General features: G+C 70.3%; 23 protein-coding genes. 11 read left to right on the top strand and 12 right to left on the bottom strand.

Annotation, left to right across the window (positions count from 1 at the left end):
• Window positions 1–97 precede the first annotated feature (97 nt).
• Together VTA80_RS11590 and VTA80_RS11585 are read left to right on the top strand one after the other, a co-directional pair.
• Window positions 98–1,480, top strand: coding sequence for a TrkH family potassium uptake protein (locus VTA80_RS11590; RefSeq protein ID WP_407341265.1), 1,383 nt, complete (start codon window positions 98–100; stop codon window positions 1,478–1,480).
• Complete coding sequence (locus tag VTA80_RS11585) at window positions 1,473–2,171, top strand: potassium channel family protein (protein WP_407341264.1); 699 nt, start codon at window positions 1,473–1,475, stop codon at window positions 2,169–2,171. Before VTA80_RS11590 ends, VTA80_RS11585 begins: the two co-directional genes overlap by 8 nt.
• Window positions 2,172–2,275: 104 nt before the next feature.
• On the opposite strand, the gene mmsB is transcribed toward VTA80_RS11585, so the two are convergent.
• From mmsB to VTA80_RS11555, 6 genes are all read right to left on the bottom strand, one after another.
• The gene (gene mmsB / locus VTA80_RS11580) at window positions 2,276–3,457 is read right to left on the bottom strand and encodes a multiple monosaccharide ABC transporter permease (RefSeq protein WP_407341263.1); all 1,182 of its coding nucleotides are present in this window, start codon (window positions 3,455–3,457) and stop codon (window positions 2,276–2,278) included.
• A gap of 6 nt (window positions 3,458–3,463) precedes the next feature.
• Window positions 3,464–4,993 carry a multiple monosaccharide ABC transporter ATP-binding protein gene (gene mmsA, locus VTA80_RS11575; RefSeq protein WP_407341262.1) on the bottom strand — a complete coding sequence of 510 codons (1,530 nt, stop codon included), beginning with the start codon at window positions 4,991–4,993 and terminating at the stop codon, window positions 3,464–3,466.
• A gap of 109 nt (window positions 4,994–5,102) precedes the next feature.
• On the bottom strand, window positions 5,103–6,233 hold the full coding sequence (gene chvE, locus VTA80_RS11570) for a multiple monosaccharide ABC transporter substrate-binding protein (protein WP_407341261.1): 1,131 nt from the start codon (window positions 6,231–6,233) through the stop codon (window positions 5,103–5,105).
• A 103-nt stretch (window positions 6,234–6,336) separates the two neighbouring features.
• Window positions 6,337–7,089, bottom strand: coding sequence for a DeoR/GlpR family DNA-binding transcription regulator (locus VTA80_RS11565; RefSeq protein WP_407345756.1), 753 nt, complete (start codon window positions 7,087–7,089; stop codon window positions 6,337–6,339).
• A 282-nt stretch (window positions 7,090–7,371) separates the two neighbouring features.
• Window positions 7,372–8,880 carry an L-arabinose isomerase gene (araA, locus tag VTA80_RS11560; RefSeq protein ID WP_407341260.1) on the bottom strand — a complete coding sequence of 503 codons (1,509 nt, stop codon included), beginning with the start codon at window positions 8,878–8,880 and terminating at the stop codon, window positions 7,372–7,374.
• A complete protein-coding gene (locus VTA80_RS11555; RefSeq protein ID WP_407341259.1) occupies window positions 8,877–9,605 on the bottom strand; it encodes an L-ribulose-5-phosphate 4-epimerase in 729 nt (242 codons plus the stop codon). Before VTA80_RS11555 ends, araA begins: the two co-directional genes overlap by 4 nt.
• A 476-nt stretch (window positions 9,606–10,081) precedes the next feature.
• Between VTA80_RS11555 and VTA80_RS11550 the strand changes: the two genes are divergently transcribed.
• Window positions 10,082–11,716: a xylulokinase gene (locus VTA80_RS11550; RefSeq protein WP_407341258.1), complete on the top strand. Its 1,635-nt coding sequence runs from the start codon at window positions 10,082–10,084 to the stop codon at window positions 11,714–11,716.
• Window positions 11,717–11,776: 60 nt separating this feature from the next.
• Here the strand turns inward: VTA80_RS11550 and VTA80_RS11545 are convergent, their stop codons facing one another.
• Genes VTA80_RS11545 through VTA80_RS11535 form a run of 3 tightly spaced genes read right to left on the bottom strand, consistent with a single transcriptional unit; the run spans window position 11,777 to window position 14,492 of the window.
• Window positions 11,777–12,799: a LacI family DNA-binding transcriptional regulator gene (locus VTA80_RS11545; protein WP_407341257.1), complete on the bottom strand. Its 1,023-nt coding sequence runs from the start codon at window positions 12,797–12,799 to the stop codon at window positions 11,777–11,779.
• Between the two features lie 29 nt (window positions 12,800–12,828).
• On the bottom strand, window positions 12,829–13,653 hold the full coding sequence (gene proC / locus VTA80_RS11540) for a pyrroline-5-carboxylate reductase (protein ID WP_407341256.1): 825 nt from the start codon (window positions 13,651–13,653) through the stop codon (window positions 12,829–12,831).
• Window positions 13,650–14,492, bottom strand: a complete 843-nt coding sequence (locus VTA80_RS11535) for a hypothetical protein (RefSeq protein ID WP_407341255.1) — start codon at window positions 14,490–14,492, stop codon at window positions 13,650–13,652. Before VTA80_RS11535 ends, proC begins: the two co-directional genes overlap by 4 nt.
• A 94-nt stretch (window positions 14,493–14,586) precedes the next feature.
• On the opposite strand from VTA80_RS11535, the gene VTA80_RS11530 reads away from it, so the two are divergent.
• From VTA80_RS11530 to disA, 3 genes are all read left to right on the top strand, one after another.
• The gene (locus tag VTA80_RS11530) at window positions 14,587–15,390 is read left to right on the top strand and encodes a hypothetical protein (protein WP_407341254.1); all 804 of its coding nucleotides are present in this window, start codon (window positions 14,587–14,589) and stop codon (window positions 15,388–15,390) included.
• A 79-nt stretch (window positions 15,391–15,469) separates the two neighbouring features.
• The gene (radA, locus tag VTA80_RS11525) at window positions 15,470–16,969 is read left to right on the top strand and encodes a DNA repair protein RadA (RefSeq protein ID WP_407341253.1); all 1,500 of its coding nucleotides are present in this window, start codon (window positions 15,470–15,472) and stop codon (window positions 16,967–16,969) included.
• A gap of 52 nt (window positions 16,970–17,021) precedes the next feature.
• Window positions 17,022–18,107, top strand: a complete 1,086-nt coding sequence (gene disA, locus VTA80_RS11520; protein ID WP_407341252.1) for a DNA integrity scanning diadenylate cyclase DisA — start codon at window positions 17,022–17,024, stop codon at window positions 18,105–18,107.
• An 18-nt stretch (window positions 18,108–18,125) separates the two neighbouring features.
• Here the strand turns inward: disA and VTA80_RS11515 are convergent, their stop codons facing one another.
• A complete protein-coding gene (locus tag VTA80_RS11515; RefSeq protein WP_407341251.1) occupies window positions 18,126–18,737 on the bottom strand; it encodes a hypothetical protein in 612 nt (203 codons plus the stop codon).
• Window positions 18,738–18,843: 106 nt separating this feature from the next.
• Between VTA80_RS11515 and VTA80_RS11510 the strand changes: the two genes are divergently transcribed.
• Complete coding sequence (locus VTA80_RS11510) at window positions 18,844–19,794, top strand: A/G-specific adenine glycosylase (RefSeq protein WP_407341250.1); 951 nt, start codon at window positions 18,844–18,846, stop codon at window positions 19,792–19,794.
• A gap of 48 nt (window positions 19,795–19,842) precedes the next feature.
• On the opposite strand, the gene VTA80_RS11505 is transcribed toward VTA80_RS11510, so the two are convergent.
• The gene (locus VTA80_RS11505; protein ID WP_407341249.1) at window positions 19,843–20,352 is read right to left on the bottom strand and encodes an amino-acid N-acetyltransferase; all 510 of its coding nucleotides are present in this window, start codon (window positions 20,350–20,352) and stop codon (window positions 19,843–19,845) included.
• A 142-nt stretch (window positions 20,353–20,494) separates the two neighbouring features.
• Here VTA80_RS11505 and VTA80_RS11500 point away from each other — a divergent pair, with 142 nt between their 5' ends.
• Window positions 20,495–21,202: a DUF1989 domain-containing protein gene (locus VTA80_RS11500; RefSeq protein WP_407341248.1), complete on the top strand. Its 708-nt coding sequence runs from the start codon at window positions 20,495–20,497 to the stop codon at window positions 21,200–21,202.
• Here the strand turns inward: VTA80_RS11500 and VTA80_RS11495 are convergent.
• Window positions 21,138–22,181 (bottom strand): sugar-binding transcriptional regulator, encoded by a 1,044-nt coding sequence (locus VTA80_RS11495; protein ID WP_407341247.1) that lies wholly within the window; start codon window positions 22,179–22,181, stop codon window positions 21,138–21,140. The two genes, VTA80_RS11500 and VTA80_RS11495, sit on opposite strands and share 65 nt — an antisense overlap.
• A gap of 158 nt (window positions 22,182–22,339) precedes the next feature.
• On the opposite strand from VTA80_RS11495, the gene VTA80_RS11490 reads away from it, so the two are divergent.
• From VTA80_RS11490 to glpK, 3 genes are all read left to right on the top strand, one after another.
• Window positions 22,340–24,088 (top strand): glycerol-3-phosphate dehydrogenase/oxidase, encoded by a 1,749-nt coding sequence (locus VTA80_RS11490; RefSeq protein WP_407341246.1) that lies wholly within the window; start codon window positions 22,340–22,342, stop codon window positions 24,086–24,088.
• A 133-nt stretch (window positions 24,089–24,221) separates the two neighbouring features.
• Window positions 24,222–24,941 (top strand): MIP/aquaporin family protein, encoded by a 720-nt coding sequence (locus VTA80_RS11485; RefSeq protein ID WP_407341245.1) that lies wholly within the window; start codon window positions 24,222–24,224, stop codon window positions 24,939–24,941.
• Between the two features lie 143 nt (window positions 24,942–25,084).
• Entirely contained in the window at window positions 25,085–26,602 is a 1,518-nt protein-coding gene (gene glpK, locus VTA80_RS11480; RefSeq protein ID WP_407341244.1) for a glycerol kinase GlpK, read from the top strand.
• Window positions 26,603–26,684: the final 82 nt, after the last annotated feature.

Genomic DNA, 26,684 nt, shown 5'->3' with positions numbered 1-26,684 from the left:
TCTCACGGGCTGTCGAACCGGCGGAAATGACCTCCCCCCGCAGGCTGTGCGCCCGGACGTGCCACAGTGGTTCCGACAACAGCCGGCCGGAGGTGCGATGCGTCAGGGGCTCGGGGGCACCGCCCGATCGGCACGCGAGTTCGTCGACCGCCTTGCCCGGCAGTCACCGGCACGACTGGCGCTCGGGGTCTTCGGCTCCGTGATCGCCGTCGTGACGGCCCTGCTGTCGACGCCGTTCGCGACCTCCAGCGGGGCGCGGGCACCCTTCGTCGACGCGCTGTTCACCGCGACGTCGGCCGTGTGCGTGACGGGTCTGGTGACGGTGCCGACCGGGAGCTACTGGTCGCCGTCGGGCCTGGTCGTGATCCTGGTCGCGATCAAGATCGGTGGGCTCGGGGTGATGACCCTCGCCTCGCTCCTCGGGCTGGCCGTCTCGCGCCGGATCGGGCTGACCCAGCGTCTGCTGGTCTCGTCCGAGACGAAGATGACGCGGCTCGGCGAGGTGGGCTCGCTGCTCCGCGTGGTCATCGTGACCTCGACGTTGTTCGAGGTGGCGATCGCACTCGTCCTGGTCCCCCGGTTCCACGCGCTCGGCGAGGAGTGGGGCGAGGCCACCTGGCACGGGGTGTTCTACGCGATCTCGGCGTTCAACAACGCGGGCTTCATCCCGACGACCGAGGGGCTGGCGCCCTACGGCTCGGACTGGTGGATCCTGCTGCCGATCATCATCGGCGTCTTCGTCGGGTCGCTCGGGTTCCCGGTGATCCTCGACGTCATCCGGCGAGCGCGGGTCCCGCGTCGCTGGAACCTGCACTCCAAGCTCACCCTCGCGACGAGCGGGAGCCTCGTGGTGCTCGGCACGGTCGGTGTCGGGGCGCTCGAGTGGGCGAACCCGAAGACGTTCGCCCCGCTGGACTGGGCGGGCACGATCCTCGCGTCGCTGTTCGCCGGCGTCATGCCGCGTTCGGGGGGCTTCGCGACCGTCGACGTCGACCAGATGCACCAGAGCACCTGGCTGCTCACCGACGCGCTGATGTTCGTCGGTGGCGGCAGCGCGTCCACCGCCGGCGGCATCAAGGTGACGACCCTGGCCGTCATGCTCCTGGCCATCCTCGCCGAGGCGCGCGGTGACAAGGATGTGGAGGCCTTCGGGCGGCGGATCCCGCGCGAGGCGATGCAGGTCGCCATCGCGGTCTCGCTCGTCAGTGCCACGATCATCCTCGTCGCCAGCCTCGTGCTGCTCACGGTCACGGACTGGACGCTGGACGTGGTGCTGTTCGAGGTGATCTCGGCCTTCGCGACCTGCGGGCTGTCGGCCGGCGTGACCGCGGACCCCACCCTGCCCGACGTCGCGAAGTACGTCCTGGCGCTCACCATGTTCATCGGCCGTACTGGCACGATGACCTTTGCCGCGGCCCTCGCCCTGCGCAGCCGCCGTCGCGTGATCCGGTTACCGGAAGAAAGGCCGATCATTGGCTGAGAACGCTCGGGCCCCTCGGGCCCCCAAGGAGACCAAGGCACGCAAGGACGCCGGCGTGCTCGTCATCGGGCTGGGCCGCTTCGGCTCGGCGCTCGCGAGCACCCTCGAGGCGCTCGGCCGGGACGTGCTGGCCGTCGAGAAGTCCCCCGACCTGGTCGCGCAGTGGGCCGGCCGCATCCCGCTGGTCGAGGCCGACGCGACCAACCCCGAGGCCCTGCTGCAGCTGGGGGCGCGCGACTTCGCGGTCGCCGTCGTCGGCGTCGGGTCCTACCTCGAGGCGAGCGTGCTGATCACGGCCAACCTCGTCGACCTCGGCGCGCCGCAGATCTGGGCCAAGGCGATCTCCCCCGAGCACGCGCGCATCCTGCAGCGGATCGGCGCGCACCACATCGTGCAGCCCGAGTCCGACGCCGGCACGCGCGTCGCGCACCTCGTCTCGGGCAAGCTGCTCGACTACATCGAGGTCGAGGACGGCTTCACGATCGTCAAGATGCGCCCGCCGATGGAGACCCAGGGATTCACGGTCGCGCAGACGAAGATCCAGGAGAAGTACGGCGTGACGGTGATCGGCGTCAAGAGCCCCGGCCACGAGTTCGTCTACGCCGAACCCACCACGAGAATCAGCGCCAACGACCTCCTGATAGTGAGCGGCCACGCCGACCTCCTAGAACGCTTCGCCGCCCGCCCGTAAAAAAGGCCCGCCGAACTCGGAGGTTTCCCCTGAACTCGGACACCACAGTGTCCTAGTTCGAGGGAAACCTCCGAGTTCGGCGGGCGGTTTCTTGGTGGGGAGGGTTAGCGGGAGACTCCCGCGCGGCGCTTGTTGTAGACGTCGAACGCGACCGCGCCCAGCAGGACCAGGCCCTTGATGGCCTGCTGGTAGTCGATGCCGATGCCCAGCAGGCTCATGCCGTTGTTCATCACACCCATGATCAGACCACCGACGATCGCGCCGACCACCGTGCCGACGCCGCCGGTCACGGCCGCGCCACCGATGAAGCACGCGGCGATCGCGTCGAGCTCGAACATCGTGCCGGCCTTCGGGTTGGCCAGGTTGAGGCGGGCCGTGAAGACGATGCCCGCGACGGCGGACAGCACGCCCATGTTGACGAAGATCCAGAAGTTGACCCACTTGACCTTGATGCCCGAGAGCGTCGCGGCGTTGAGGTTGCCACCGATGGCGTACACGTGGCGGCCGAAGACGCTGCGCTTGGTGACGGCCGTGTAGACGACCAGGAGCACGCCGAGCACGAGGAGCACGATCGGCAGGCCCTTGTAGTGCGCGAGCTGCCAGGCGAACGCCATCGCGACGACGGCCACGGCCACGATCTTGGCGACGAAGGCCGGCATCCCGGAGACGTCCTGCTGGTACTGCTGACGGGCACGGCGCTCGCGGAACTGCGAGAAGGCGAAGGCAGCAACCCCGAGAGCGGCAAGGATCAGCGTGAACAGGTCATACCCGTTCCCGCCCAGCACCCCGTTGAGGAAGCCCGAGGCGATGTTGCGGAACGTGTCCGGGAACGGCGAGATCTGCGTGTTCCCGAGGGTCACCATCGTCGCGCCACGGAAGATGAGCATGCCGGCCAGGGTGACGATGAACGCCGGGATGCCGACGAACGCCACCCAGTACCCCTGCCAGGCGCCCACGAGTGCGCCCACGAGGAGCGCACCGACGACGCCGAGGTACCACGGCATGTCCATGCGGACGATAAGCACGCCCGCCACGGCACCCGTGAAAGCCACCACGGACCCGACCGAGAGGTCGATGTGGCCGGCGATGATCACGATGACCATGCCGATCGCGAGGATGAGGATGTAGGAGTTCTGGACGACGATGTTCGTGATGTTCTGCGGGGTCAGCAGCGTGCCGTCAGTGAGTACCGCGAACAGCAGCACGATCAGGACGAACGCGATGTAGATACCGCTCTGACGGAGATTCTTGGTGAGGGCCGTCTTTACCGTGTCGAGGGCAGCCATGGGCGATCAGTCCTTTACCTTTGTCATGTACTGCATGAGAAGTTCCTGGGTCGCCTCGGCGCGCGGCACCTCGCCGGTCACCCGGCCCGCGGAGAGCGCGTAGATGCGGTCGCAGATGCCCAGCAGCTCGGGAAGCTCGGAGGAGATCACGATCACGGCCTTCCCGGCGTCGGCCAGGCGGTTGATGATCGTGTAGATCTCGTACTTGGCGCCGACGTCGATCCCTCGGGTCGGCTCGTCGAGGATGAGCACGTCGGGATCGGCGTAGATCCACTTGCTCAGGACGACCTTCTGCTGGTTGCCACCCGAGAGCTTGCCGGTGAGCGAGGTGACGCTGGGCGCCTTGATGTTCATGCTCGCCCGGTACTCCTCGGCGACCTTGACCTCTTCGTTGTCGTTCACCCACCCGCGCAGCGAGATCTTGCGGAGCGAGGCCACCGAGATGTTGCGCTTGATGTCCTCGATCAGGTTGAGGCCGTACTTCTTGCGGTCCTCGGTCGCGTACGCGATCCCGTGCGCGATGGCGTCGTGGATCGTGCGGGCGTGGATCTCCTTGCCGTCCTTGTAGAGCCGGCCGGTGATATCGGTGCCGTAGGCGTGCCCGAACACGCTCATCGCGAGCTCGGTGCGCCCGGCGCCCATGAGGCCGGCCAGACCGACGATCTCGCCCCGGCGGACCGACAGGTTCGCCTTGCGGACGACGACGCGGTCGTGCTGGATCGGGTGGTGCACCGTCCAGTCCTCGATCCGCAGGACCTCGGGGCCGATGTTCGGCGTGTGCTCGGGGAAGCGGTTCGAGAGGTCGCGGCCGACCATGCCGCGGATGATCCGGTCCTCGGTGACGGCGTCGGCCCTCATGTCGAGGGTCTCGATCGTCTTGCCGTCGCGGATGATCGTGGTCGAGTCGGCGATCTGCTCGATCTCGTTCAGCTTGTGCGAGATCATGATCGACGTGATGCCCTGGCCCTTGAGGTGGCGCAGGAGGTCGAGCAGGTGCTCGGAGTCGGCGTCGTTCAGGGCGGAGGTCGGCTCGTCGAGGATCAGCAGCTTGACCCGCTTGGAGAGCGCCTTGGCGATCTCGACGAGCTGCTGCTTGCCCACGCCGATGTCGGCGACCTTGGTGATCGGGTTCTCGTCCAGACCCACCCGGGCGAGCAGCTTGGCCGCCTCGGAGTTGGTCTTGTTCCAGTCGATCATGCCGCGCGTCGACTGCTCGTTGCCGAGGAAGATGTTCTCAGCGATCGACAGGTAGGGGCTCAGCGCGAGCTCCTGGTGGATGATGACGATTCCCTTGTCCTCGCTGGACCGGATGTCACCGAACTGCACGATCTCGCTGTCGTAGAAGATGTCGCCGTCGTACGTGCCGTGCGGGTAGACCCCCGACAGCACCTTCATGAGCGTGGACTTGCCGGCGCCGTTCTCCCCGCAGATCGCGTGGATCTCTCCACGCTTGACCTTGAGGGTGACGTCCTGCAGTGCCTTCACGCCCGGGAACGTCTTGGTGATACTGCGCATCTCCAAGATGTTGTCGTCCATGGGACGCACCGTCCTGTTCGCATCGTCGGGGGGCGGCGCCCTGCGGACGAGAACGTGTCTCGTCCGCAGGGAGCCAGGTGCCGGGTCGTACCGGCGGGGTCGGGCTAGCTCAGGCCAGGTCGGCTTCGGTGTAGTAACCGCCGTCGACGAGGACTGCCTTGTAGTTGTCCACGGTCACGATCTGCGACTTGAGCAGGTAGGACGGGACGACCTTGACGCCGTTGTCGTACGTCTTGGTGTCGTTGACCTCGGGCTCCTTGCCGTTGAGCAGCGCGTCGGTCATCGCAACGGTGACCTTGGCGAGCTCGCGGGTGTCCTTGTAGATGGTCGAGTACTGCTCGCCGGCGATGATCGACTTGACCGAACCGGCCTCTGCATCCTGACCGGTCACGATCGGGTACGCCTGCTCAGACGTGCCGTAGCCGGCACCCTTGAGTGCGCCGAGGATGCCGATGGACAGACCGTCGTACGGCGAGAGCACGCCGGCGACCTTGTCACCGCTGGAGTACGTGCTCGTGAGCAGGTTCTCCATGCGGGCCTGAGCCGTGGCCGGGTCCCAGCGCAGCGTGGCGACCGTCTGGAAGTCCGTCTGGCCGCTCTTGACGACGAGCGTGCCGGCGTCGATCAGCGGCTGGAGGATCGACATCGCGCCGTTGAAGAAGAACGTGGCGTTGTTGTCGTCCGGCGAACCGGCGAAGAGCTCGATGTTGAGCGGGCCCTTGACGTCCGTGGCGGTGCCGCTCGCGTCGAGCAGGCCGAGGCCCGTGACGAGCGACGTCGCCTGCTGCACGCCGACCTCGAAGTTGTCGAACGTCGTGTAGTAGTCGACGTTCGCCGTGTCGCGGATGAGCCGGTCGTACGCGATGACCGGGATCCCGGCCGCCTTGGCGGCCTCGAGCTGGCTCGTCAGGGCCGTGCCGTCGATCGAGGCAATGATCAGGACGTTGGCGCCCTGCGTGATCATGTTGTCGATCTGGTTGACCTGGGTCGGGATGTCGTCCTCGGCGTACTGGAGGTCGACCTTGTAGCCGAGGTCCTCGAGCTGCTTCTTGACGTTGTTGCCGTCCGCGATCCAACGCTCGGAAGACTTCGTCGGCATCGCAACGCCGATGATCTTCTGTGCGCCGGCCGCGGCCGTGGCGGTGCTGTCGCCCGTACCGGCGCCCCCGCCGCTGCAGGCGGCCAGCGCGAGGGTCAGGGTAAGGCCCGCTGCCAGTGCAGCGAACTTGGTGATGCGCATTCTTCCTCCTTGAAGTGCCTTCCTGGTCCGTACCGGTCGGCAGACCGGCGCGGGTTGCCCTGCCCGCCACGTTCGGGCGGTCAGGAAGTGTGTGGTCGAGCGCCTACGTCACCTGGATCACGTCGGTGCCGGCGCGTCTCAGCTTCGCCACCGCGTCTGCCCGTGCGGACGGCCCGGTGATGAGGCTGCCGATCTCGGCGAGGTCGGCGACGCGGACGAGGTGGGTCTGGCCGAGCTTGGACCCCGCGGCGACGACGACGGGCCGCTCGGCCGAGGCGATCATGCGGCGCTTGATCTCGGCCTCGGGCAGGTTGATGTTCGTCACCCCGTGCAGCACGTCCACGCCGTTGCAGCCGATGAACGCGAGATCCGTGTGCAGGCGCTCGAGCAGGATCGTGGCCATCGGGTCGACGAGCGAGTGCTGCAGCCGGCGCAACGTGCCGCCGGTCACGATGACCGTGAGGTCGGACTTCGCGCCTTCGAGCTCCAGGGCGATGTTGAGCCCGTTCGTGATGACCGTGACCTGCTCGAGGTCCGTCCGGGCGACCAGCGCCCGGGCGATCGCCGCCGTCGTCGTGCCGACGTCGATGACGACACTCATCCCCGAGGTGACGAGCGCCGCTGCGGCCTGCCCGATGAGCGCCTTCTCGGCGCTCGACGCGCCGAGCGACTCCTCGAACGACTGCTCCGGGTTGATGCCCTGGGTCCGCGCCATCGCCCCGCCCCGCACGCGGCGGACGACGTTCGACGAGTCCAGCGCGTCGAGGTCGGCGCGCACGGTGACACCCGAGATCCCGAACACGTCGGACAGCTCGGCGACCCGAACGAACTGGCGGTCGGTAATCATCTCTAGCATCCGCTCGCGGCGGACGCTTGCGGGGAGAATCACCGCCTCTTCGTTGAGCACGTATCTACTTTCGACATCTTTCGATTGTCCGTCAAGCGGTTTGGGGCAACTTTTGGTTGCGAAACCATAACGACTTGAGGATGTGGACCGAATGGCCTAATGCAGCCGTTTGACCTGCGGACATGCATGACTGAACCCCGCTCCGCTCGCTAATGCCAACGGAGCCACGGGTGTTCAGTTGTTTCGCTTTCGAAACGAAAGCGTGATGGTTTCGTTACCGTACCGACGCCGTCAGAAGCCCTGCGCAAGGCGGTAGTAGGCCTGGTTCCAACGCAGCTCGCGTGCGAACCCGCGCGAGGTGGTGTCGGCGTCGATCACGAGCAGCTCGGTGCGCGCGATGTCTGCGAAGTCCGCGAACACGTCCACCCCGACCTGGGTGCTGAGCACCGTGTGGTGCGCCGCACCGGCCGTGAGCCACGCCTCGGCCGACGTCGCGAAGTCGGGCGCCGGCTTCCAGACCGCTCGCGCCACGGGGAGCCGGGGCAGGTCCTCCAGCGGTGCGACGACCTCGACAGCGTTTGCGGTCAGCCGGAACCGCTCGCGCATGTCCGACATGGCCACGACCACACCGGGGCCGGCATCCGTGTCGAAGACGAGCCGGACGGGGTCCTCGCGGCCGCCGATCCCGAGCGGGTGCACCTCGAGACTCGGACGCGACGTCGTCAGCGACGGACACACCTCGAGCATGTGCGCGCCGAGGATGAGCTCGGAGCCCGGCACGAGGTTGTAGGTGTAGTCCTCCATGAGCGAGGCACCCCCGGGCAGCCCGGAACCCATGACCTTGGCGGCGCGCACGAGCACCGCCGTCTTCCAGTCGCCCTCTGCGCCGAAGCCGTAGCCGTCGGCCATGAGCCGCTGGACCGCGAGCCCCGGCAGCTGCCGCAGCCCGCCGAGGTCCTCGAAGTTCGTGGTGAACGCGGTCGCACCGAGACCGGTGAGGAACGACCGCAGCCCGAGCTCGATCCGCGCGCCGTAGCGCAGCGAGTCGTGCCGGTCCGCGCCGGCCCGCAGCTCCGGGGCGACGTCGTACAGGTCCTCGTACTCGGCGACGAGCGTGTCGACCTCCGCGTCCGACGCGCCGTCGACAGCCTCGACGAGGTCGTTGACGCCCCAGGTGTTGACCGAGACGCCGAACCGCAGCTCGGCCTCGGTCTTGTCCCCCTCGGTCACCGCGACGTTGCGCATGTTGTCGCCGAAGCGGGCGAGCTTGAGCTCGTGCGTCGCGGACCAGCCCGCGGCGGCCCGCACCCACGAGCCGATCTTCGCGGTGACCAGCGGGTTCGAGACGTGCCCGACGACGGTCTTGCGCGCCACCCCGAGCCGCGACTGGATGTACCCGAACTCGCGGTCGCCGTGCGCGGCCTGGTTGAGGTTCATGAAGTCCATGTCGATCGTCGCCCACGGCAGCTCGACGTTCGCCTGCGTGTGCAGGTGCAGCAGCGGCGTGCGCAGCGCGTCGAGCCCGGCGATCCACATCTTGGCCGGGGAGAACGTGTGCATCCACGCGATGACGCCGATGCAGGCGTCGTCGGCGTTCGCCTCGAGCGCCATCCGCCGGATCGCGTCGGAGCTCTTGAGCACGGGCTTCCAGACGACCTTGACGGGGACCTGGTCTGCCGCGCCGATGGCGCGCGCGATCTCCTGGGACTGCTCCGCAACCTGGCGCAGGGTGTCCTCGCCGTACAGGTCCTGGCTGCCGGTGAGGAACCAGACCTCGCGGTCGGCAAATGCCTTGCTCATGAGACTCCTTCGCGACCGGGCTGGGCCTGGCCGTAGACGTTCTGGTAGCGGTGGTAGAGAGAGTCGATGTCGGCCTGGTCGATCGGCACGAGCTCGCCGAGCTGACGGGCGATGTGCACCGTGCGGGCGACCTCCTCGACCATGACGGCGGCCTTGACCGCCGCGCGGGCGTCGGCGCCGATGGTGAACGGGCCGTGGTTGCGCATCAGCACCGCGGGCGAACGGCTCTCCCGGAGGGTCTCGACGATCCCCTGGCCGATCGAGTCGTCCCCGATCAGCGCGAACGGACCGATCGGGACCGGCCCGCCGAACTCGTCGGCCATCATCGTCAGCACGCACGGGACCGCCTCGCCGCGGGCCGCCCAGGCGGTCGCGTACGTCGAGTGGGTGTGCACGACGCCGCCCACGTGCGCAAGGTGCCGGTAGACGTAGGCGTGCGCCGCGGTGTCCGACGACGGTGCGCGGGTCCCGTCGACGAGGTTGCCGTCGAGGTCGCAGACCACCATGGACCCCGGCGTGAGGTCGTCGTACGAGACACCCGACGGCTTGATCACGAACAGGTCGGCGCCCGGCACCCGCTGGGAGACGTTCCCGGCGGTCCAGACCACGAGGGAGTACCGGGGCAGCTCGGCGTGCAGGGCCGCGACGACCCGCCGCACCTGGCCGACCGCCTCGCGGACCTCGGCGGAGTAGCCCGCCAGGCCCGGGGCGTGCTCGGCGGTCACGCCTGGCCCTCGATCGCGCCGCGCCCGTGGTCGTTGATCATGCTGGGGGCCAAGGCCATCGTTTCCACCGTCATTGGTCTCACTCCAGGTCTGTCCCGCTCCAGCTGCTGCCGCGCGCCGACGCACATCGTCGTCACGGGAAATGTTAGCGCTCACATCGGTTTTGTCAACCATGTCCCGCGATGGACCTGGGTTCGCGTCCACCCGGCTGACTACCGGGCTGGTCGCCGACTCATCTGGGCCCATGACAACGCTTCGAGCTCTCGTCGTCGACGTCTCCACTCAGCGCTAGCATGTCCAGCGGTTCTCAGTCTGCACCGCTCAGCACAGACACATGCCCCTCGCCCGCGTCTTCATAGGCGAACGCGGCGAAGCGTGCCTGTTGCCGGCCCGCCCGCACGTCGCCCGCCTTCGGGCGCCTGGCGACCTCATTTCCAGTACGCCCCGAGACGGGGCCCGAGTCGTAGGAGATCTAGATGCCCCGAACGCCGACGGACATCGAGCCCGAGCAGGGCGCCGATGCGCGCGCAGCGATCGTCGAGGGTCGCACGGCCCTGGGCATCGAGCTCGGGTCCACCCGGATCAAGGCCAGCCTCGTCGGCCCGGACGGCGCCGCCCTCGCGAGCGGGAGCCACGACTGGGAGAACCAGTTCGTCGACCGGATATGGACCTACTCGCTCGACGCCGTCTGGACCGGCCTGCAGGCGTGCGTCGCGTCGCTGCTCGACGACGCCGAGCGGAGGTATGGCGTGCGTCCGACGACATTCGGCGCCCTCGGCGTGTCGGCGATGATGCACGGCTATCTCGCCATCGACGGCGACGGCGAGCTGCTCGTCCCCTTCCGGACCTGGCGGAACACGACCACGGACCGCGCCGCAGCCGAGCTCTCGGACCTGTTCGGGCACAACATCCCGCTGCGCTGGTCGGTCGCTCACCTGTACCAGGCGATCCTCGACGACGAGCCGCACGTGCCAGAGCTCCGGTCCGTCACCACTCTCGCCGGCTACGTCCACCGGCGTCTGACCGGACGCCACGTGCTCGGGGTCGGTGACGCGTCCGGCATGTTCCCGGTCGACCCGGCGACCCGCACCTACGACGCGAAGATGCTGGCGCAGTTCAACGAGCTGATCTCCGACCGGCACCCGGAGCTGCGCCTCGCGGACCTGCTGCCCGAGGTGCTCGTCGCGGGCCAGGAAGCCGGCCGGCTGACCGCTCAGGGCGCTGCGCTGCTCGATCCTTCCGGGACGCTTCAGGCCGGCATCCCGCTGTGCCCGCCCGAGGGCGACGCCGGCACGGGCATGGTTGCCACGAACGCCGTCGCGCCCCGGACCGGCAACGTCAGCGTCGGGACGTCGATCTTCGCGATGGTCGTACTCGAACGCCCCCTCGAGCACGTCCACCACGAGCTCGACCTGGTGACGACGCCCGCCGGGGACCTCGTCGCGATGGTGCACTGCAACAACGGCGCGAGCGAGCTCGGTGCGTGGGCTGAGGTCTTCGGCCGGTTCGCCGCGGCGCTCGGGCACCCGACAGAGCCGGACGCCGTCTTCGGTGCGCTGCTGCGCGAGGCCCTCGACGGGGAGGCCGACGGCGGCGGCCTGCTCGCCTACAACTACCTGTCGGGGGAGCCGATCACCGGCCTCACCGAGGGTCGCCCGCTCGTCGTGCGTACCCCCGACAGTCGATTCACGCTCGCCAACTTCGTCCGAACCCAGGTCTACGCAGCGTTTGCCACCCTCAGCCTGGGCATGCGCGTCCTCGAGGGTGAAGGCGTCGAGCTGGACACGCTGTTCGCCCACGGCGGCATCTTCCGCACCGCCGGCGTCGCCCAACGACTCCTTGCGGCCGCGGTTCGCGCGCCGGTCGCCGTCGCGATCTCAGCGAGCGAGGGCGGCCCCTGGGGCATGGCGCTCCTCGCTGCCTACCTCAAGACCGCGGCGGAGGAGGATCTCGGCACCTACCTGCGCACCCGAGTGTTCGCCGACGCCGCCGTCGACATCGTCGAGCCGGACCCCGCGGATCTCGCGGGCTACGCCAGCTTCCTCGACCGCTACGTCACCGGTCTCGCCATCGAGCGGACCGCCATCGATGCGTCTGCGCACCGGGATTGACCCGAACGTCCATCGTGTCGTCGGTGGGTGCCGCCGTGCGGCACCCACCCCTGGAAGTGCTCAGCTAGGCGCCGCGGTGCTCGACCGGATCACGAGCCGCGGCGGGATGGGGGTCGGATCGAGGTCGACCCCACCCATGGCGGCGACCAGGAGCGCCAGGCAGCGTCGCCCCAGGTCGGCGAACTCCTGCCGCACGGTGGTCAGCGGCGGGTTGAAGTGCGCCGCTCCCGCGACGTCGTCGAACCCGACCACCGACACGTCCTGGGGGACGGCCACCCCGCCCTCGGCGAACGCGTGCAGCAGGCCGAGCGCGAGCTGATCGTTCGCCGCGAACACGGCGGTCGGCGCCCCGTCGCGCACCATGGTCCGGCCGACGTCGTACCCGCGCTCCGCGCTCCAGTCCCCCGTGATCTGCTCGCCGGCCGCGACGCCGGCCGCCGCGAGCTCGGCCCGCCAGCCGACGATCCGGGCGCGCGCGTCGATCCAGTCGAGCGGACCCGCCAGGTGCACGACGTCGCGGTGGCCCAGCTCGAGCAGGTGCCGGGTCGCGAGGCGGGCCCCGAGCTCCTGGTCGACGCTCATCGTGTGGAGCGAGAACCCCGGGCTCGGCTCGGACGCGATCATGACGAGGGGGACCTGCGCGGCGAAGGGGACGAGCGCGTCCCGGACGTCGTCGTGCGGCGCGATGACGATGATCCCCTCGACCGCCTGGCCGAGGAAGTACTCCAGGGCCTTGTCGACGCTCGCGCCGTCGATGCCGGCCAAGGTCGCGATGCTGACGAAGTACCCGGCCGCGCGGGCGGCCTCCTCGACCGCGATGAGGGTCGACGTCGGGCCGAAGTACGGCAGGCCCGTCGTGACCACCCCGATGGTCCCCGACCGGCGCGTGACCAGGGCGCGCGCGGCGATGTTGCGGCGGTACCCGAGCTCGGCGATCGCCGCGAGCACCCGCTGCCGGGTCTCCGGACGCACCTTGGAATGATCGTTCAGCACCCGCGAGACCGTCTGGTGGGAGACGCCCGCCACCCGGGCGACGTCGCTCATCGCGGGCGGCCGTGGCCGTCCGTCGAAGTCCACCGTCATGCCGGTACGCCCGTCATCGTCGTCGACCCTTAGACGTCGGCCGAGCCGGCCTCGGCCGCGAGCTCGCGCGACCGGTCCCGGGCGGCCTCGGCGGCGGCCAGGAACGCGGCCCGCACCCCGTGCGCGTCGAGCTCCCGGAGCGCCGCAACGGTGGTGCCGCCCGGGGACGACACCCGCTCGCGCAGGATCACCGGGTGCTCACCGGTCTCCTCGAGCAGCGCGGCGGCGCCCGCGACCGTGGCCACGGCAAGCTGCCGGGCCCGGTCACGTGTCAGGCCGAGCAGCACCCCCGCCTCCGCGAGCGCGTCCACCACGTAGAAGACGTAGGCCGGGCCCGAGCCGGAGATCGCCGTGACCGCGTCGAGGTCCTTCTCGTCGGCCCGGACCACAAGCCCGGTCCGGGCGAGGATCTTCTCGGTCAGCGCGAGGTGCTCGGGCGTCGCGTGGGTCCCGGCGCTGATCGCGCTGGCTCCCTTGCCGATCACCGCGGGGGTGTTCGGCATGACGCGGACCATGGGCGTACCCGCCGGCAGCCGCTGCTCGTAGAACGCGCACGGCAGCCCGGCGGCGACGCTCACCAGCAGGGTCCCGGGTCGCAGCGACCCGGCGATCTCCGCCAGGACGCCGCCCACGTCCTTCGGCTTGAGCGCCACGATCACCACGTCCGCCTCGCGGACCGGCTCCGCACTGCCCACCACGCAGCTGACCCCGTAGCGCGCCGTCAGATCTGCGGCTCGCGCGGGATACGGCTCGGTGACCACGACGTCGTCGGGCGCCCAGCCGGAGCCGAGCGCGCCGGCGAGGAGGGCCTCCCCCATCACGCCACCGCCGAGGATCGCGAGCCGCGGGTTCACAGCGGGAACGCCTGGTAGAACGACTTCACGGTCTGCGCCGGTCCGGTCGCCTGGAACAGCGCCGTCCCGTTCGTCCAGGTCATCGTGCCGGTGCCGTCGGCAGCCTCCGAGAACGTCCAGCTCCCGACCGAGGCACCGCCGACGTCGACGGAGCCGGTCTCGGTCGCGGGGGTGGCAGCGGCCAGCGGCGTGTAGGCCGCGACGGCCTCCGCCGGGGTCTCCCACTGGCCCGCATCGAGCGCGACGGCGACCGAGCCGCCGTCGGAGTAGTCGAGCCGGTACCCCTCGACGGCGTTCGCGGCGACCAGGGTGGGTTGCGGCGCGATCGCGGTCAGGGCGAGATCCAGGACTGTGCTCGGCAGGGCGTCCGCGAAAGCGGAGACCGGCTGGCGCGCGACCGGCGAGACCGTCGGGGTCGGGGAGGCGAGCGTGACCGTGCTGGCGGCCGGGGTCGGCACGGGCGCCGACGCGTCGAACACCCCGCTGAGCGCAGCGGCAACACCGCCGATGATCACGACGGCGCCGATGGCCGCGGCGATGATGAGGTTCCGGCGCCGGTTCGAGCCGGGCTCCGCAGGAGGGGTGTCACCGGTCGGAGCGTCCCCGCCCGTCGGAGGGTTCCCGCCGGTCGGAGCGTCCCCGCCCGTGGGCGTGTAGCTGCCCGTCGGGGTGAAGCCGCTCGTCGGTGCGACCGCCTCAGCCGCAGCGTCGGCCGCGGCGCGTCGAGCCGCCCGCGACTCGGGTGCGTTCGGCGCGGATGCGGCCGGTCCGGTGGGGTCAGGCAATGGCGGGGTCGGCAGGTCCTCGGCGCCCCAGGTACCACGCGTGCTGTCGGTCATCGTTGCCTCCCTGCGAGCGCCACCGTCGGTCCGCAGCGCGTTCGCACGTGAGCCTACGCAATGGCACCACCGGGACTCGCCGTACGATGCTGCGATGCTCGATCCGCGCGGCGAGACGCCCCTCGACATCCCCCGCACGTGGATCGAGTTCCCCGATCCCGAGTGGAGCCCCGAGAGCGAGCCCGAGGGTCCCCACCAAGTCTTCCGGGCCGACCTCACCTGGCTCACCTCCTCGTGGACCTGCATCTTCGGCCGGGGGTGCGCCGGGATCGAGGCGGGCCGGCCCGACGACGGCTGCTGCACGCTCGGCGCGCACTTCACCGACGACGACGACGAGACCCGGGTCGCCGCGCACGTCGCCACGCTCACCGAGGCGACCTGGCAGCGCGCCGACATCGGGCGCGGTGCGGACGGCTGGGTCGAGGTGGACGACGACGCCGCCCGCAAGACCCGAGTGGTCGACGGCGCGTGCGTGTTCCTCAACGACCCCGGTTTCGCCGGCGGCGCGGGCTGCGCGCTCCACCACCTCGCCGCCGCGCTCGCCGTCGACGGGCTGCACACGAAGCCCGACGTGTGCTGGCAGCTGCCCCTACGCCGCACCTATCGCACCGTGACGCGCCCGGACACCACCACGTACCTCGAGGTCCAGATCGCCGAGTACGACCGTCGCGGTTGGGGCCCGGGCGGCCACGACCTCGACTGGTACTGCACCGGGAACCCGCTCGCGCACGTCGGCGCGGAACCCGTCTACGTCTCGCTCGCCGCCGAGCTCACCGAGCTCGTGGGCGCGGCGGCGTACGCCGAGATCGCCCGCCAGGGCGCCGAGCTGCTCGGCGCGCGCCGCCTGCTTCCGCTGACCGTCCACCCGGCGACCCGGATCGCGACGACCGGGGATTGACCGCTGAGGTCCGGTGCCGGCGACCCGACCTGTGCACGCCCGGACCGGGGTGTGGGTGGTCGCGATTAGCCTTCGCGACATGACTTCCCCCTCGATCGGCGCACCGTCCAACGGCACCCCGTCGAACGGCACGTCGTCGAGCGGCACGTCGTCGAGCGGCAGAGCCGCGAACGGCCGGGCCGCGACCAAGCGCGCCGACCGATCGACCCGTCCCGCCTACCGGTGCACGGAGTGCGGGTGGACGGCCGCGAAGTGGGTCGGCCGCTGCGGCGAGTGCCAGGCCTGGGGCAGCGTGGCGGAGGAGGTCGGCCCGGGCGGTGCCGCACCCCGGACGACGGCGACCACACCCGCGCGCACGCCCGCCCGCCCCATCGGGGAGATCGACGTCGAGGCCGCACGCGCGCGGCCGACCGGCGTCGAGGAGCTCGACCGAGTCCTCGGCGGCGGCCTCGTCCCCGGCGCGGTCGTGCTGCTGGCCGGCGAGCCGGGCGTCGGGAAGTCGACGCTGCTGCTCGACGTGGCCGCGCGGGCCGCGCGCGGCGGGCGACGGGTGCTCTACGTGACCGGCGAGGAGTCGCCGGGCCAGGTGCGCCTGCGCGCCGAACGGATCCGGGCGCTCGACCCGAACCTCTTCCTCGCGGCCGAGTCCGACCTGGGAATGGTGCTGGGCCACGTCGATCAGGTCTCGCCCGACATGCTCGTCGTGGACTCGGTCCAGACGATCGCGTCCTCCCAGGTGGACGGCGCGCCCGGCGGCGTCAGCCAGGTGCGCGAGGTGGCGGCGGCGTTGATCGCACTGGCGAAGGACCGTGACATCCCGACCGTGCTGGTCGGCCACGTGACGAAGGACGGCTCGATCGCGGGCCCACGCACGCTCGAGCACCTCGTGGATGTGGTGTGCCAGTTCGAGGGCGACCGGCACTCACGGCTGCGCCTGCTGCGCGCGACCAAGAACCGGTACGGGCCCACGGACGAGGTCGGGTGCTTCGACCTGTCGGAGACCGGCATCGTGGGGCTGGCCGATCCGAGCGGGATGTTCGTCTCGCACATCCTCAACCACGTGCCTGGTACCTGCGTCACGGTCACCCTCGAGGGCCGACGCCCGCTCGCCACTGAGATCCAGGCCCTCGTCGCACCGAGCGTCTTGAGCAACCCGCGCCGCACGACGAGCGGGGTCGACTCGAGCCGGCTGGCGATGGTGCTCGCGGTGCTCCAGCGCCGGGTCGGGGCGCGACTGGTCGACCAGGACGTCTACGTCTCCACGGTGGGCGGTGCCCGGGCGGTCGAACCGGCCGTCGACCTGGCCCTCGCGCTCGCCACGATCAGCGCGCGCGACGACGTCCCGCTCCTTGCCGGCATCGTCGCACTGGGCGAGGTCGGGCTCGCCGGCGAGATCCGCCCGATCATGGGCGTCGCCCGTCGGTTGTCCGAGGCGGCCCGGCTCGGCTTCACCCACGCGGTCGTGCCCATCGGATCGGTTGACCCCGTCGGGACGCCCGCCGGGATGACACTTTTGGAGGTCGCTGATCTGGCCCAGGCCGTGCTCGTGAGCAGCGGCCCCCGTAACCGCTCGGCGTAACCCCCGCCGAGTCTGGCGGCCCCTCGCCTGGTTGCACCGTTAGGATCCGCTCGTGGCAAACTCCCACTTCTCCCCTGATGACCTCCTTCGCACGACGCTCGCCGCGGTGGCCCCCGGCGGCGAGCTGCGCGAGGGTCTGGACCGGATCCTGCGCGGCCGCACGGGCGCGCTGATCGTGCTGGGCTTCGACGAGACGGTCGAATCCATCTGCTCGGGCGGCTTCGTCCTCGACGTCGAGTTCTCGGCGACCCGGTTGCGGGAGCTCGCCAAGATGGACGGCGCCATCGTCCTCGACGAGGGCGCGACCAAGGTGCTCCGCGCCGCGGTCCAGCTGCTCCCCGACCCGACCATCGAGACGACGGAGTCCGGCACGCGGCACCGCACCGCCGAGCGCGTCGCCAAGCAGACCGGCCTCCCGGTGATCTCGGTCAGCCAGTCGATGCGGATCGTCGCGCTGTACGTGGGCGGTTTCCGCTACGTGCTCGAGGACGCGGACACGATCCTGTCGCGCGCCAACCAGGCCCTGGCCACGCTCGAACGGTACAAGTCGCGGCTCGACGAGGTCAGCGGCACGCTGTCCGCGCTCGAGATCGAGGACCTGGTCACGGTCCGCGACGTCTCGGCCGTCGTGCAGCGGCTGGAGATGGTCCGGCGGATCTCCGAGGAGATCGCCGGCTACGTGATCGAGCTCGGGCGCGACGGGCGCCTGCTCGCGCTCCAGCTCGACGAGCTCATCGGCGGCATCAGCTCGGACCGCGAGGCGGTCATCCGCGACTACGTCGAGACCTCCCGCAACGATCGCGAGGCCGTCGACGTGCAGGCCGCGCTCGCGGAGCTCGACTCGACCGAGCTGCTCGACCATGCCCACATCGCCCGGGTGCTCGGGCTGCCCGGTGGTGGCGACGCCCTGGATGCGGCCGTCGGACCCCGCGGCTACCGCCTGCTCTCCATGGTGCCGCGACTGCCGAGCGCCGTCGTCGACCGGCTGGTCGGGCACTTCGGGAGCCTGCAGAAGCTTCTTGCGGCGGGCGTCGAGGAGCTCATGATGGTCGAGGGCATCGGCGAGCAGCGTGCCCGGGCCGTGCGTGAGGGACTCTCCCGCCTCGCCGAGTCGAGCATCCTCGAGCGGTACGTCTGACCTAGCGGTTCGTCTGAGCTATTGCAGGACGAACGCGACCGGCGCGGCGCTCGTGCCGAGCAGGGTCGCAACCGCCTGGTAGGTGCCCGCACGTGGCGCCGGCAGGTCCAGGGGACACCCTTCGGCCGAGCGGACGCGGCCCCACGGGATCTCGAACGCATCCCGTGCGCCGGCGGCGAGCAGCAGCTGGCGCGAGGCGGTGTCCGCGCTCGCGCAGTCCTTCGTGGACCAGATCCGGTCGCTGCCCGAGCTGATGACCACCTCACGCGCCGCGTCACCGGCGTCCACGATGCACGGGACGGTGCCGGTGTTGGTCACGGAGCCTTGGAGCACGGGGTCGGTGCCCTCCGGGTACTGCGCTGCGTCGGCAGTAAGCGTCAGCGTGAGATCGGCCGGGGCGCACTCCGCGGGGTTCGCGGCGTCGTCCTTCGCGGCAGGATCGCTGCCACCGGATGCCGCGGGCGCACCGCCGCCGACGTCGGCCGCCGCGCCGCTGCCGCGGAAGGCGACCGCCCAGACCGCCGCGGTGACGCCGCCCAGCACGACGACGAGGGCGATCACGACCACGAGCCGGCGGACCCAGTAGACCCGCGGCGGATTGGGACCCACGGGATGCAGCACCGTGTTCATTCGAATCCCCTCCGTTGCGATCAGACCCTGGGCCTACGCTACGGCCGCGCACGCCGAGGGGAAGCAGGGCACGCCGAGAGGACGCGTTCTGGGGCAGGATGCGCGGGTGCCCCTCGCCAGACCATCGACCGCCCCGACCGACGCCCGCGACCCGGACGACGTCCGCGCCGCGATCAGCGCCTGGTTTGTCGCGCACGCGCGCGACCTGCCGTGGCGCAGACCCGACCGGACGGCCTGGGGAGTGCTGGTGAGCGAGGTGATGCTGCAGCAGACACCGGTGGTGCGCGTGCTGCCGGCGTGGACCGACTGGATGGACTGGTGGCCCACCCCGGCCGATCTGGCCGCGGCCAGCACCGCGGACGTGCTGCGCGCGTGGGGCCGGCTCGGCTACCCCCGCCGTGCCCTGCGGCTGCAGGAGTGCGCCCGCACGATCACCGAGCGCCACGGTGGCGCCGTGCCGCGCACCGAGGTCGAGCTGCTCGCCCTGCCCGGGGTCGGCGCGTACACGGCCGCCGCCGTCATCGCGTTCGCGTACGGCGGACGCTCGGTCGTCCTGGACACGAACGTGCGCCGGGTCCTCGCGCGCGCCATCGGTGGCGTCGCCCTCCCACCACCGAGCCAGACCGTCGCCGAGGTCCGCAGCGCTGCGGCGATCGTGCCGCTCGACCCGGCCGAGGCAGCGCTCTGGGCCGCGGCCTCGATGGAGCTCGGCGCGCTGGTGTGCACGGCTCGGGCACCGCAGTGTCCCGCCTGCCCCATCGAGGCGCGCTGCGCGTGGCGACAGGCCGGCCAGCCGACCGACGTGCACCTTGCCCGTCGCCGGACGCAGGCCTGGGCGGGGACGGACCGGCAGGCGCGCGGCCGCATGATGGCACTGCTGCGCGAGGCCCTCGAGCCCGTCCCGCGCGCGGCGATCGACGGGTTGTGGCCGGACCGCGACCAGCTCGACCGCTGCCTCGACTCGCTCGTCGCCGACGGCTTGGCGCAGGAGCTCACCACCGAGACGGCGCCGCCCCGGTACCGTCTGCCGGCCGGCACGGTCGCCGCCGACCGCTGACCTCGGTCGGCCAGGCCGACCGCTCGACCGGTCCCTCGGCCAATTGGCTCAGCTGAGCTCGATCAGCATCCGGGTGTTGCCGAGGGTGTTGGGCTTGACCCGCGCGAGGTCGAGGAACTCCGCGACGCCGTCGTCGTGCGAGCGCAGCAGCTCGGCGTAGACCTCCGGGGAGACGGGCGTGCCCTGGATCGCCCGGAACCCGTGCGCCTCGAAGAACGCGACCTCGAACGTCAGGCAGAACAGCCGGGTCAGGCCGAGCGCGCGAGCACGTGCCAGCAGCGCCTCGAGCAGGGCGTGACCGGTGCCGCGCGCGCGCCAGGTCGGCGCGACCGCGAGCGTGCGGATCTCGGCGAGGTCCTGCCACATGACGTGCAGCGCGCCGCAGCCGACGACCTCGCCCCCGGCGTCGGCCACGAGGAACTCCTGGACGGCCTCGTAGTAGCCGACCATCTCCTTGGCCAGCAGGATGCGCTCGGTCGCGTACGGCGCGACGAGATCGCGGATCGTGTTCACGTCGGCGGGCAGCGCTGAGCGGATGACGGGATCGGGGTGCGGCACGGCCACAACCTAGTCGCCCGACCCCGCCCGAGCCCCGACGGGCCGTAACAGGCTTGTCACACGACGGTGACGGGTTGGGAACCTCGCTGCCGCACGCTGGGGGTCTGGTCTGATCCGCGATCCGACGTGCAGGAGAGCTCCGATGCCCCAGGCGACAACGGCCTTGTTCGCCGACCTACCCGCGCCGGCCGCGATCACCTGGCCCGCGCCGCCCGCTCTGCTGGACGCCGACCTGCTCGTCTGGGCCGAGACCGTGCACGGTGGCCTCTGCGCGAGCGTGGTCGTCGCGAGCGGCACGACGGTGCGTCTGGTCGCCCTGAACGGCGACGCGTGTGCACATCTGTTCGTCCTGAGCGCGGACGAGCCCGCCGAACGCCTCGACGTCGAGCGCACGCTCAGGGCGCGGGCGACGACCGCCCGCGAGGCCGGCTGGCGGCTGCTCTCAGGCGAGGGACGCACGCTGGCGACGATCACGCACCGCTCGACCGGCGGGCCCCACGCCCCGGTCCGCGCCACGGGCGACGCGCCGTTCGCCCGCGCGATCGACCGGCTCGAGCTCACGCGCCCGATCCCCTCGAGCCTCGCGTTCTTCCAGGCCGTCGCCCGGGACGACGACGGCGCCCCGGTTGCCGGGCCGGCCGGTTCCGGGGCGAGCGTGTCGATCCGGGCGGAGATGCCGCTCGTGGTTCTCGTCGCGAACACCCCACACCCGCTCGACCCTCGAACGGGGGTGGCTGGCGGACCGCTGGAGCTGCTCGCGTGGCGCGAGCACCGGACCGCTGGTGCTACTGCACGTCACCCGGCCAGCCGAGACGTCCGCGGATCGGCTGACCGCGCAGCGCGCGCGTGACCCGACCACCCGAGGCGTCCCGCGCGGGGACCATGCTGAGCAGTCGGGAGGCGGTCACCTCGTCGACCACCAGGTCGGTCACGACGCCGGATCGGAGCGCGGCGAGCAACGGTGCCACCTTGTTGTCCCCCGCTACGACGCAGATGCGCCGCGGCACCCGGTGCAGCTTGGCGGGCGTCGGCCCGGTGGCCCGACCGTTCAGCGGGATGTCTTTGTAGCTCCCGTCGGCTCGGAGAAACACCGTGCACACGTCCCCGACGACGCCCTCGGAATGGAGCAGCTGGACGTCGTCGTCGTCGAGATAGCCGGCCGAATACACATGACTAGGCACAGCTCCGGCCACCGCGCCAACCGAGAAGAGCGCAACATCTGCACGTCGTTGCACGTCAAGGACACGTCGCACGGAGCGCTCGCGCCACATCGCGGCCTTGGTATCGGGGAAGTCGAAGAACGCCGGAACCGGGAAATGAATGACCGCCGCGTCGAACGACGTGCCGAAGCTCGAGATCAGATCGCTCGCGTACTCGATGCCGCTCGACCGGTTGTTTGCCGCCCCGTTGAGCTGGACGACGGTGCTCCCGCGGGTCGGCTTGTGGGTGAGGTGACGGCTCACGGCGGCGAGCGTGGTCCCCCATGCGATCCCCATCACCATGTCGGAGTCGAACCACGAGGTCAGGAGTTTCGCCGTGGTGATCGCGACCTGCTCCAGGCGGTCGACGTGCTCAGCGGAGTCCGGGACGGGCACGACATAGGTCGAGATCCCGAAGGTCGCACTGATGCTCTGACCGAGGCCGGGCGCACGACTGCTGGCCGGGCGCAGCGTGATCTCGACCAGGCCCGTCTCCCGGGCACGCTTGATCAGTCGGGACACGGTGGAGCGGGAGGTGTGCAGGTGGCGCGCGATGACCTCCATCTTCATGTCCTGGAGGTAGTACATGGCTGCCGCACGCAGGACGTCCTGCTCGCCGTCCGTCACCACCCGAATCCCCCCGCTTTGCACATCCGTGCATCGATGTTGCGCGTTCGTTCGGCGCACGGCAAGCATAGGGCTGCTACCGGTTCGACACCTCGTCAACGCTGACGGGGACCTGCGGGTGGCGGATGACCCGTGGCGGCCACGGTGCGAGGAGAACGACGGTGAAGACAGCAGCTCTCACGGCACAGGCACGATCAGCAGATCTCGAGGCGCTGAAGGCAAGCACGACCTCAGGTCATGAGCTCGACATTCTCGTCATCGGTGGCGGTGTGACGGGTGCGGGCATCGCACTCGACGCCGTCACCCGTGGTCTGAAGGTCGGGATCGTCGAGGCGCAGGACTGGTCCAGCGGCACGTCCAGCCGGTCGAGCAAGCTCGTCCACGGCGGGCTGCGCTACCTGCAGATGCTCGACTTCCACCTCGTGCGGGAAGCCCTGACCGAACGCGACCTGCTGCTCACCCATATCGCCCCCCACCTGGTCCGGCCGGTGTCGTTCCTCTACCCGCTCGAGCACCGCATCTGGGAGCGCGCGTACGTCGGCGCCGGCATCGGGCTGTACGACACGCTCGCGAGCATCAACGGCCGGCGCCGCGCGCTGCCGCTGCACAGCCACGTGACCCGCACCGGCCTCGAGAAGCTGTTCCCCGACCTGCGCCACGAGGCCGCGATCGGCGCCGTGCGGTACTGGGACGCGACCGTCGACGACTCTCGTCTCGTGTCCACCCTGATCCGCACCGCCGTCACCTATGGCGCGCATGCGGCATCGCGCACCCAGGTCATCTCGATGTCGACCACCGAGGGCGGCACCGTCACGGGGGCCGTGGTCCAGGATCTCGAGACCGGCGAGCGGTTCGACGTGCGGGCACGTCAGGTCATCACCGCGACCGGGGTCTGGACCGAGGAGACCGAGTCGCTGGCCAACACCGACGGCGGGCTGCGCGTGCTGGCCTCGAAGGGCATCCACATCGTGGTGCCGCGCGACTGCATCGCCGGGGAGACCGGGCTGATCCTGCAGACCGAGAAGAGCGTGCTGTTCATCATCCCGTGGTCGCGCTACTGGGTGATCGGTACGACCGACACCTCGTGGAAGCTCCAGCTCACGCACCCCGTGGCCACGTCCACGGACATCGACTACGTCATCGATCACGCCAACGCCGTGCTGGCCCGGCCGCTGGCCCGCAAGGACGTCATCGGCACGTGGGCGGGCCTGCGGCCGCTGCTCCAGCCGGGCACCAAGGAGGGCACCTCGTCGGCGAAGGTCTCCCGCGAGCACACCGTGGCCTCCCCCACCCCGGGCCTGACCGTGATCGCCGGCGGCAAGCTCACGACCTACCGGGTCATGGCCAAGGACGCCGTCGACTTCGCCCTCGGCGGTCGCGCCCACTCGGTCCCCTCGATCACCCACACCCTCCCGCTCTCCGGCGCCGAGGGGCTCCAGGTCCTGCAGCGGCAGGCGCCGACGATCGCGCGGCGGTTCGGGTGGAGCCGCGCGATGCTGGACCACCTGCTGCACCGGTACGGCTCGCTCATCAGCGAGCTGACCGAGTCCGTCGACGCCGATCCCGGTCTGGGCAAGGCGCTGGCCGGGGCACCGGCCTACCTGCGGGCGGAGATCGCCTACGCCGTCACGCACGAAGGTGCCCTGCACCTCGACGACGTGCTGATGCACCGGACGCGGCTCAACTACGAGCAGGCCGACCGTGGCGTGGGCGCGCTGGAGGAGATCGCCGACATCATGGCCCCGCTGCTCGGCTGGGACGACGAGACCCGCACCCGCGAGATCACCGTCTACCGCGAGCGCGCCGAGGCCGAGGCCGCTGCCGAGCTCACGACCGACGACGAGGCGGCCGAGGCAGTTCGACTCAAGGCGGCCGAGATCGCGCCGCTGAGCGGCCCGGCCAGCCCCTAAGAAGCTTCCGGCCCGCCGTCTCGAGAAAGCGGGGGGCTCGAAAGACATCCGGGGCGCCCTCGCCCCGGATGGCCATGACAACGAAGTCATAGAAACGAGGTAGACCGTGGACAGTCTCCTAGCAGACGCATTCGTGTCGGAGATTCTCGGCACAGCCGTCCTGTTGCTGCTTGGTGCGGGTGTCGTAGCCACCGCAATCCTGCCCAAGAGCAAGGGCTTCAACGGCGGCTGGCTTCTCATCAACTTCGGGTGGGGGTTCGCAGTCTTCGCGGGTGTTTACGTCGCCTACAAGTCGGGCGCCCACATCAACCCGGCCGTCACCCTCGGGCTTCTTGTCGCTGACCTCCCGTTCGCCACGGTCGGCGACCAGGTCATCGAACCGACCTTCGCGAACATGATGGTCTACTGGGCAGCCCAGCTCATCGGTGCCTTCATCGGCGCTGTGCTGGCCTTCGTGGCGTTCAAGAAGCACTTCGACGAGGACGCGGATCCCGCAACCAAGCTCGGCGTGTTCTCGACCGGCCCGGCGATCCGCTCGTACTCGTGGAACTTCCTCACTGAGCTCATCGCCACGTTCGTCCTGGTCTTCTGGGTCATTGCCAGCGGGAAGACCCCGACAGGCCTCGGCCCGCTAGCCGTCTCCCTGATCGTTGTTGGCATCGGCGCCAGCCTCGGTGGTCCCACCGGGTACGCGATCAACCCTGCTCGTGACCTCGGCCCGCGCATCGCGCACTTCGTCCTGCCCATCAAGGGCAAGGGTTCGAGCGACTGGGCCTACAGCTGGGTCCCGGTCCTCGGTCCGCTCGTCGGTGGCGCGCTCGCCGGCCTCGTCGGGGCCTGGTACGTGGTCTGAGCTGATTTCTCGGTCGGGGCTCTCCTCGCGCCAACGCGCGCCCGGGGAGTCCCGGCCCCACGGCCGTTCCCGGACATCCCGCCCGGGTGGACCAACCGCATGTAACGAAACCGAATTTCCTCGAAACGAAGGATTGACGAACCATGGCTGATTACGTACTCGCCATTGACCAGGGAACCACCAGTTCCCGCGCCATCATCTTCAACCACGGCGGGACCATCGTCGAGACCGGGCAGCTCGAGCACGAGCAGATCTTCCCGCGCGCTGGCTGGGTCGAGCACAACGCCGAGGAGATCTGGACCAACACGCGTGAGGTCGTCGGCATCGTTCTTGCCCGCGCCAACCTCACCTACTCCGACATCGCCGCGGTCGGCATCACCAACCAGCGCGAGACCGCGGTCGTGTGGGACAAGACGACCGGCAAGCCCGTCTACAACGCGATCGTCTGGCAGGACACCCGTACCGCCAAGATCGCCGAGGACCTCGGTGCCCTGGGCGGCGGCGCGGACCGCTACAAGGCACGCGTCGGCCTGCCCCTGGCCACGTACTTCTCGGGCCCGAAGATCAAGTGGATCCTCGACAACGTCGAGGGCGCCCGGGCGAAGGCGGACAAGGGCGACCTGCTCTTCGGCAACACCGACTCGTGGGTCCTGTGGAACATGACCGGCGGCGTCGACGGCGGCGTGCACATTACCGACCCGACCAACGCCTCGCGCACCATGCTGATGAACCTCGACACGCTCACGTGGAACGAGGAGATCGCGGCGGAGATGACCATCCCGCTGTCGATGCTCCCCGAGATCCGCTCGTCCTCCGAGGTCTACGGCCACGGCCGCGCCGGTGGGCTGGTCCCCGGAGTCCCGATCTCGGGCATCCTCGGCGACCAGCAGGCCGCCACGTTCGGCCAGGCGTGCTTCGAGGTCGGCAACGCGAAGAACACCTACGGCACCGGTAACTTCATGCTCCTCAACACGGGCACCGTGCCGATCCCGTCGAAGAACGGGCTCCTCACGACGGTCTGCTACAAGATCGGCACCCAGCCGACCGTGTACGCGCTCGAGGGCTCGATCGCCGTCTCCGGATCGCTCGTGCAGTGGCTGCGTGACAACCTCGGGATGATCTCCTCGGCCCCCGAGATCGAGCAGCTCGCGGCCACGGTCGAGGACAACGGTGGCGCGTACTTCGTGCCGGCGTTCTCGGGTCTGTTCGCGCCGTACTGGCGTGCGGACGCCCGTGGCGCCCTCGTCGGTCTGACCCGGTACGTGAACAAGGGTCACATCGCCCGCGCCGTCCTGGAGGCCACGGCCTTCCAGACGCGCGAGGTGCTCGACGCCATGAACGCCGACTCCGGCGTCGACCTGACCGAGCTCAAGGTCGACGGCGGCATGGTGGGCAACGAGACCCTCATGCAGTTCCAGGCCGACATCCTCGGCGTCCCGGTGATCCGTCCGAAGGTCGCCGAGACGACGGCACTCGGTGCCGCGTACGCCGCCGGCATCGCCGTCGGCTTCTGGAGCGGCGAGGCGGACGTCATCGCCAACTGGGCCGAGGACAAGCGCTGGACCCCGTCGATGGACGAGGACGAGCGCGCCCGTCAGTACCGCCTCTGGAAGAAGGCCGTCACGCGGACCTTCGACTGGATCGACGAGGACGTGCGCTGACCCGCACCGTTCCCCCGCACGACACCGATGGCCCCGTCCGCACGGACGGGGCCATCGGCCTGTTCACCCGCCGGGTCGCCCC

The sequence above is a fragment of the Pengzhenrongella phosphoraccumulans genome, assembly GCF_045689905.1.
In the GTDB taxonomy this organism is placed as follows: Bacteria; Actinomycetota; Actinomycetes; order Actinomycetales; family Cellulomonadaceae; genus Pengzhenrongella; species Pengzhenrongella phosphoraccumulans.
Note: the sequence above shows the minus strand (reverse complement) of the source record. Positions and strands in the feature narration are given on the sequence as shown.

Excerpts from the sequence above, each read along its gene's own strand:
- VTA80_RS11590 (WP_407341265.1), top strand. The coding sequence starts at position 98 with ATGCGTCAGGGGCTCGGGGGCACCGCCCGATCGGCACGCGAGTTCGTC.
- mmsB (WP_407341263.1), bottom strand. The coding sequence starts at position 3,457 with ATGGCTGCCCTCGACACGGTAAAGACGGCCCTCACCAAGAATCTCCGT.
- mmsA (WP_407341262.1), bottom strand. The coding sequence starts at position 4,993 with ATGGACGACAACATCTTGGAGATGCGCAGTATCACCAAGACGTTCCCG.
- chvE (WP_407341261.1), bottom strand. The coding sequence starts at position 6,233 with ATGCGCATCACCAAGTTCGCTGCACTGGCAGCGGGCCTTACCCTGACC.
- VTA80_RS11565 (WP_407345756.1), bottom strand. The coding sequence starts at position 7,089 with ATGCTAGAGATGATTACCGACCGCCAGTTCGTTCGGGTCGCCGAGCTG.
- araA (WP_407341260.1), bottom strand. The coding sequence starts at position 8,880 with ATGAGCAAGGCATTTGCCGACCGCGAGGTCTGGTTCCTCACCGGCAGC.
- VTA80_RS11550 (WP_407341258.1), top strand. The coding sequence starts at position 10,082 with ATGCCCCGAACGCCGACGGACATCGAGCCCGAGCAGGGCGCCGATGCG.
- VTA80_RS11545 (WP_407341257.1), bottom strand. The coding sequence starts at position 12,799 with ATGACGGTGGACTTCGACGGACGGCCACGGCCGCCCGCGATGAGCGAC.
- VTA80_RS11535 (WP_407341255.1), bottom strand. The coding sequence starts at position 14,492 with ATGACCGACAGCACGCGTGGTACCTGGGGCGCCGAGGACCTGCCGACC.
- VTA80_RS11530 (WP_407341254.1), top strand. The coding sequence starts at position 14,587 with ATGCTCGATCCGCGCGGCGAGACGCCCCTCGACATCCCCCGCACGTGG.
- radA (WP_407341253.1), top strand. The coding sequence starts at position 15,470 with ATGACTTCCCCCTCGATCGGCGCACCGTCCAACGGCACCCCGTCGAAC.
- VTA80_RS11515 (WP_407341251.1), bottom strand. The coding sequence starts at position 18,737 with ATGAACACGGTGCTGCATCCCGTGGGTCCCAATCCGCCGCGGGTCTAC.
- VTA80_RS11500 (WP_407341248.1), top strand. The coding sequence starts at position 20,495 with ATGCCCCAGGCGACAACGGCCTTGTTCGCCGACCTACCCGCGCCGGCC.
- glpK (WP_407341244.1), top strand. The coding sequence starts at position 25,085 with ATGGCTGATTACGTACTCGCCATTGACCAGGGAACCACCAGTTCCCGC.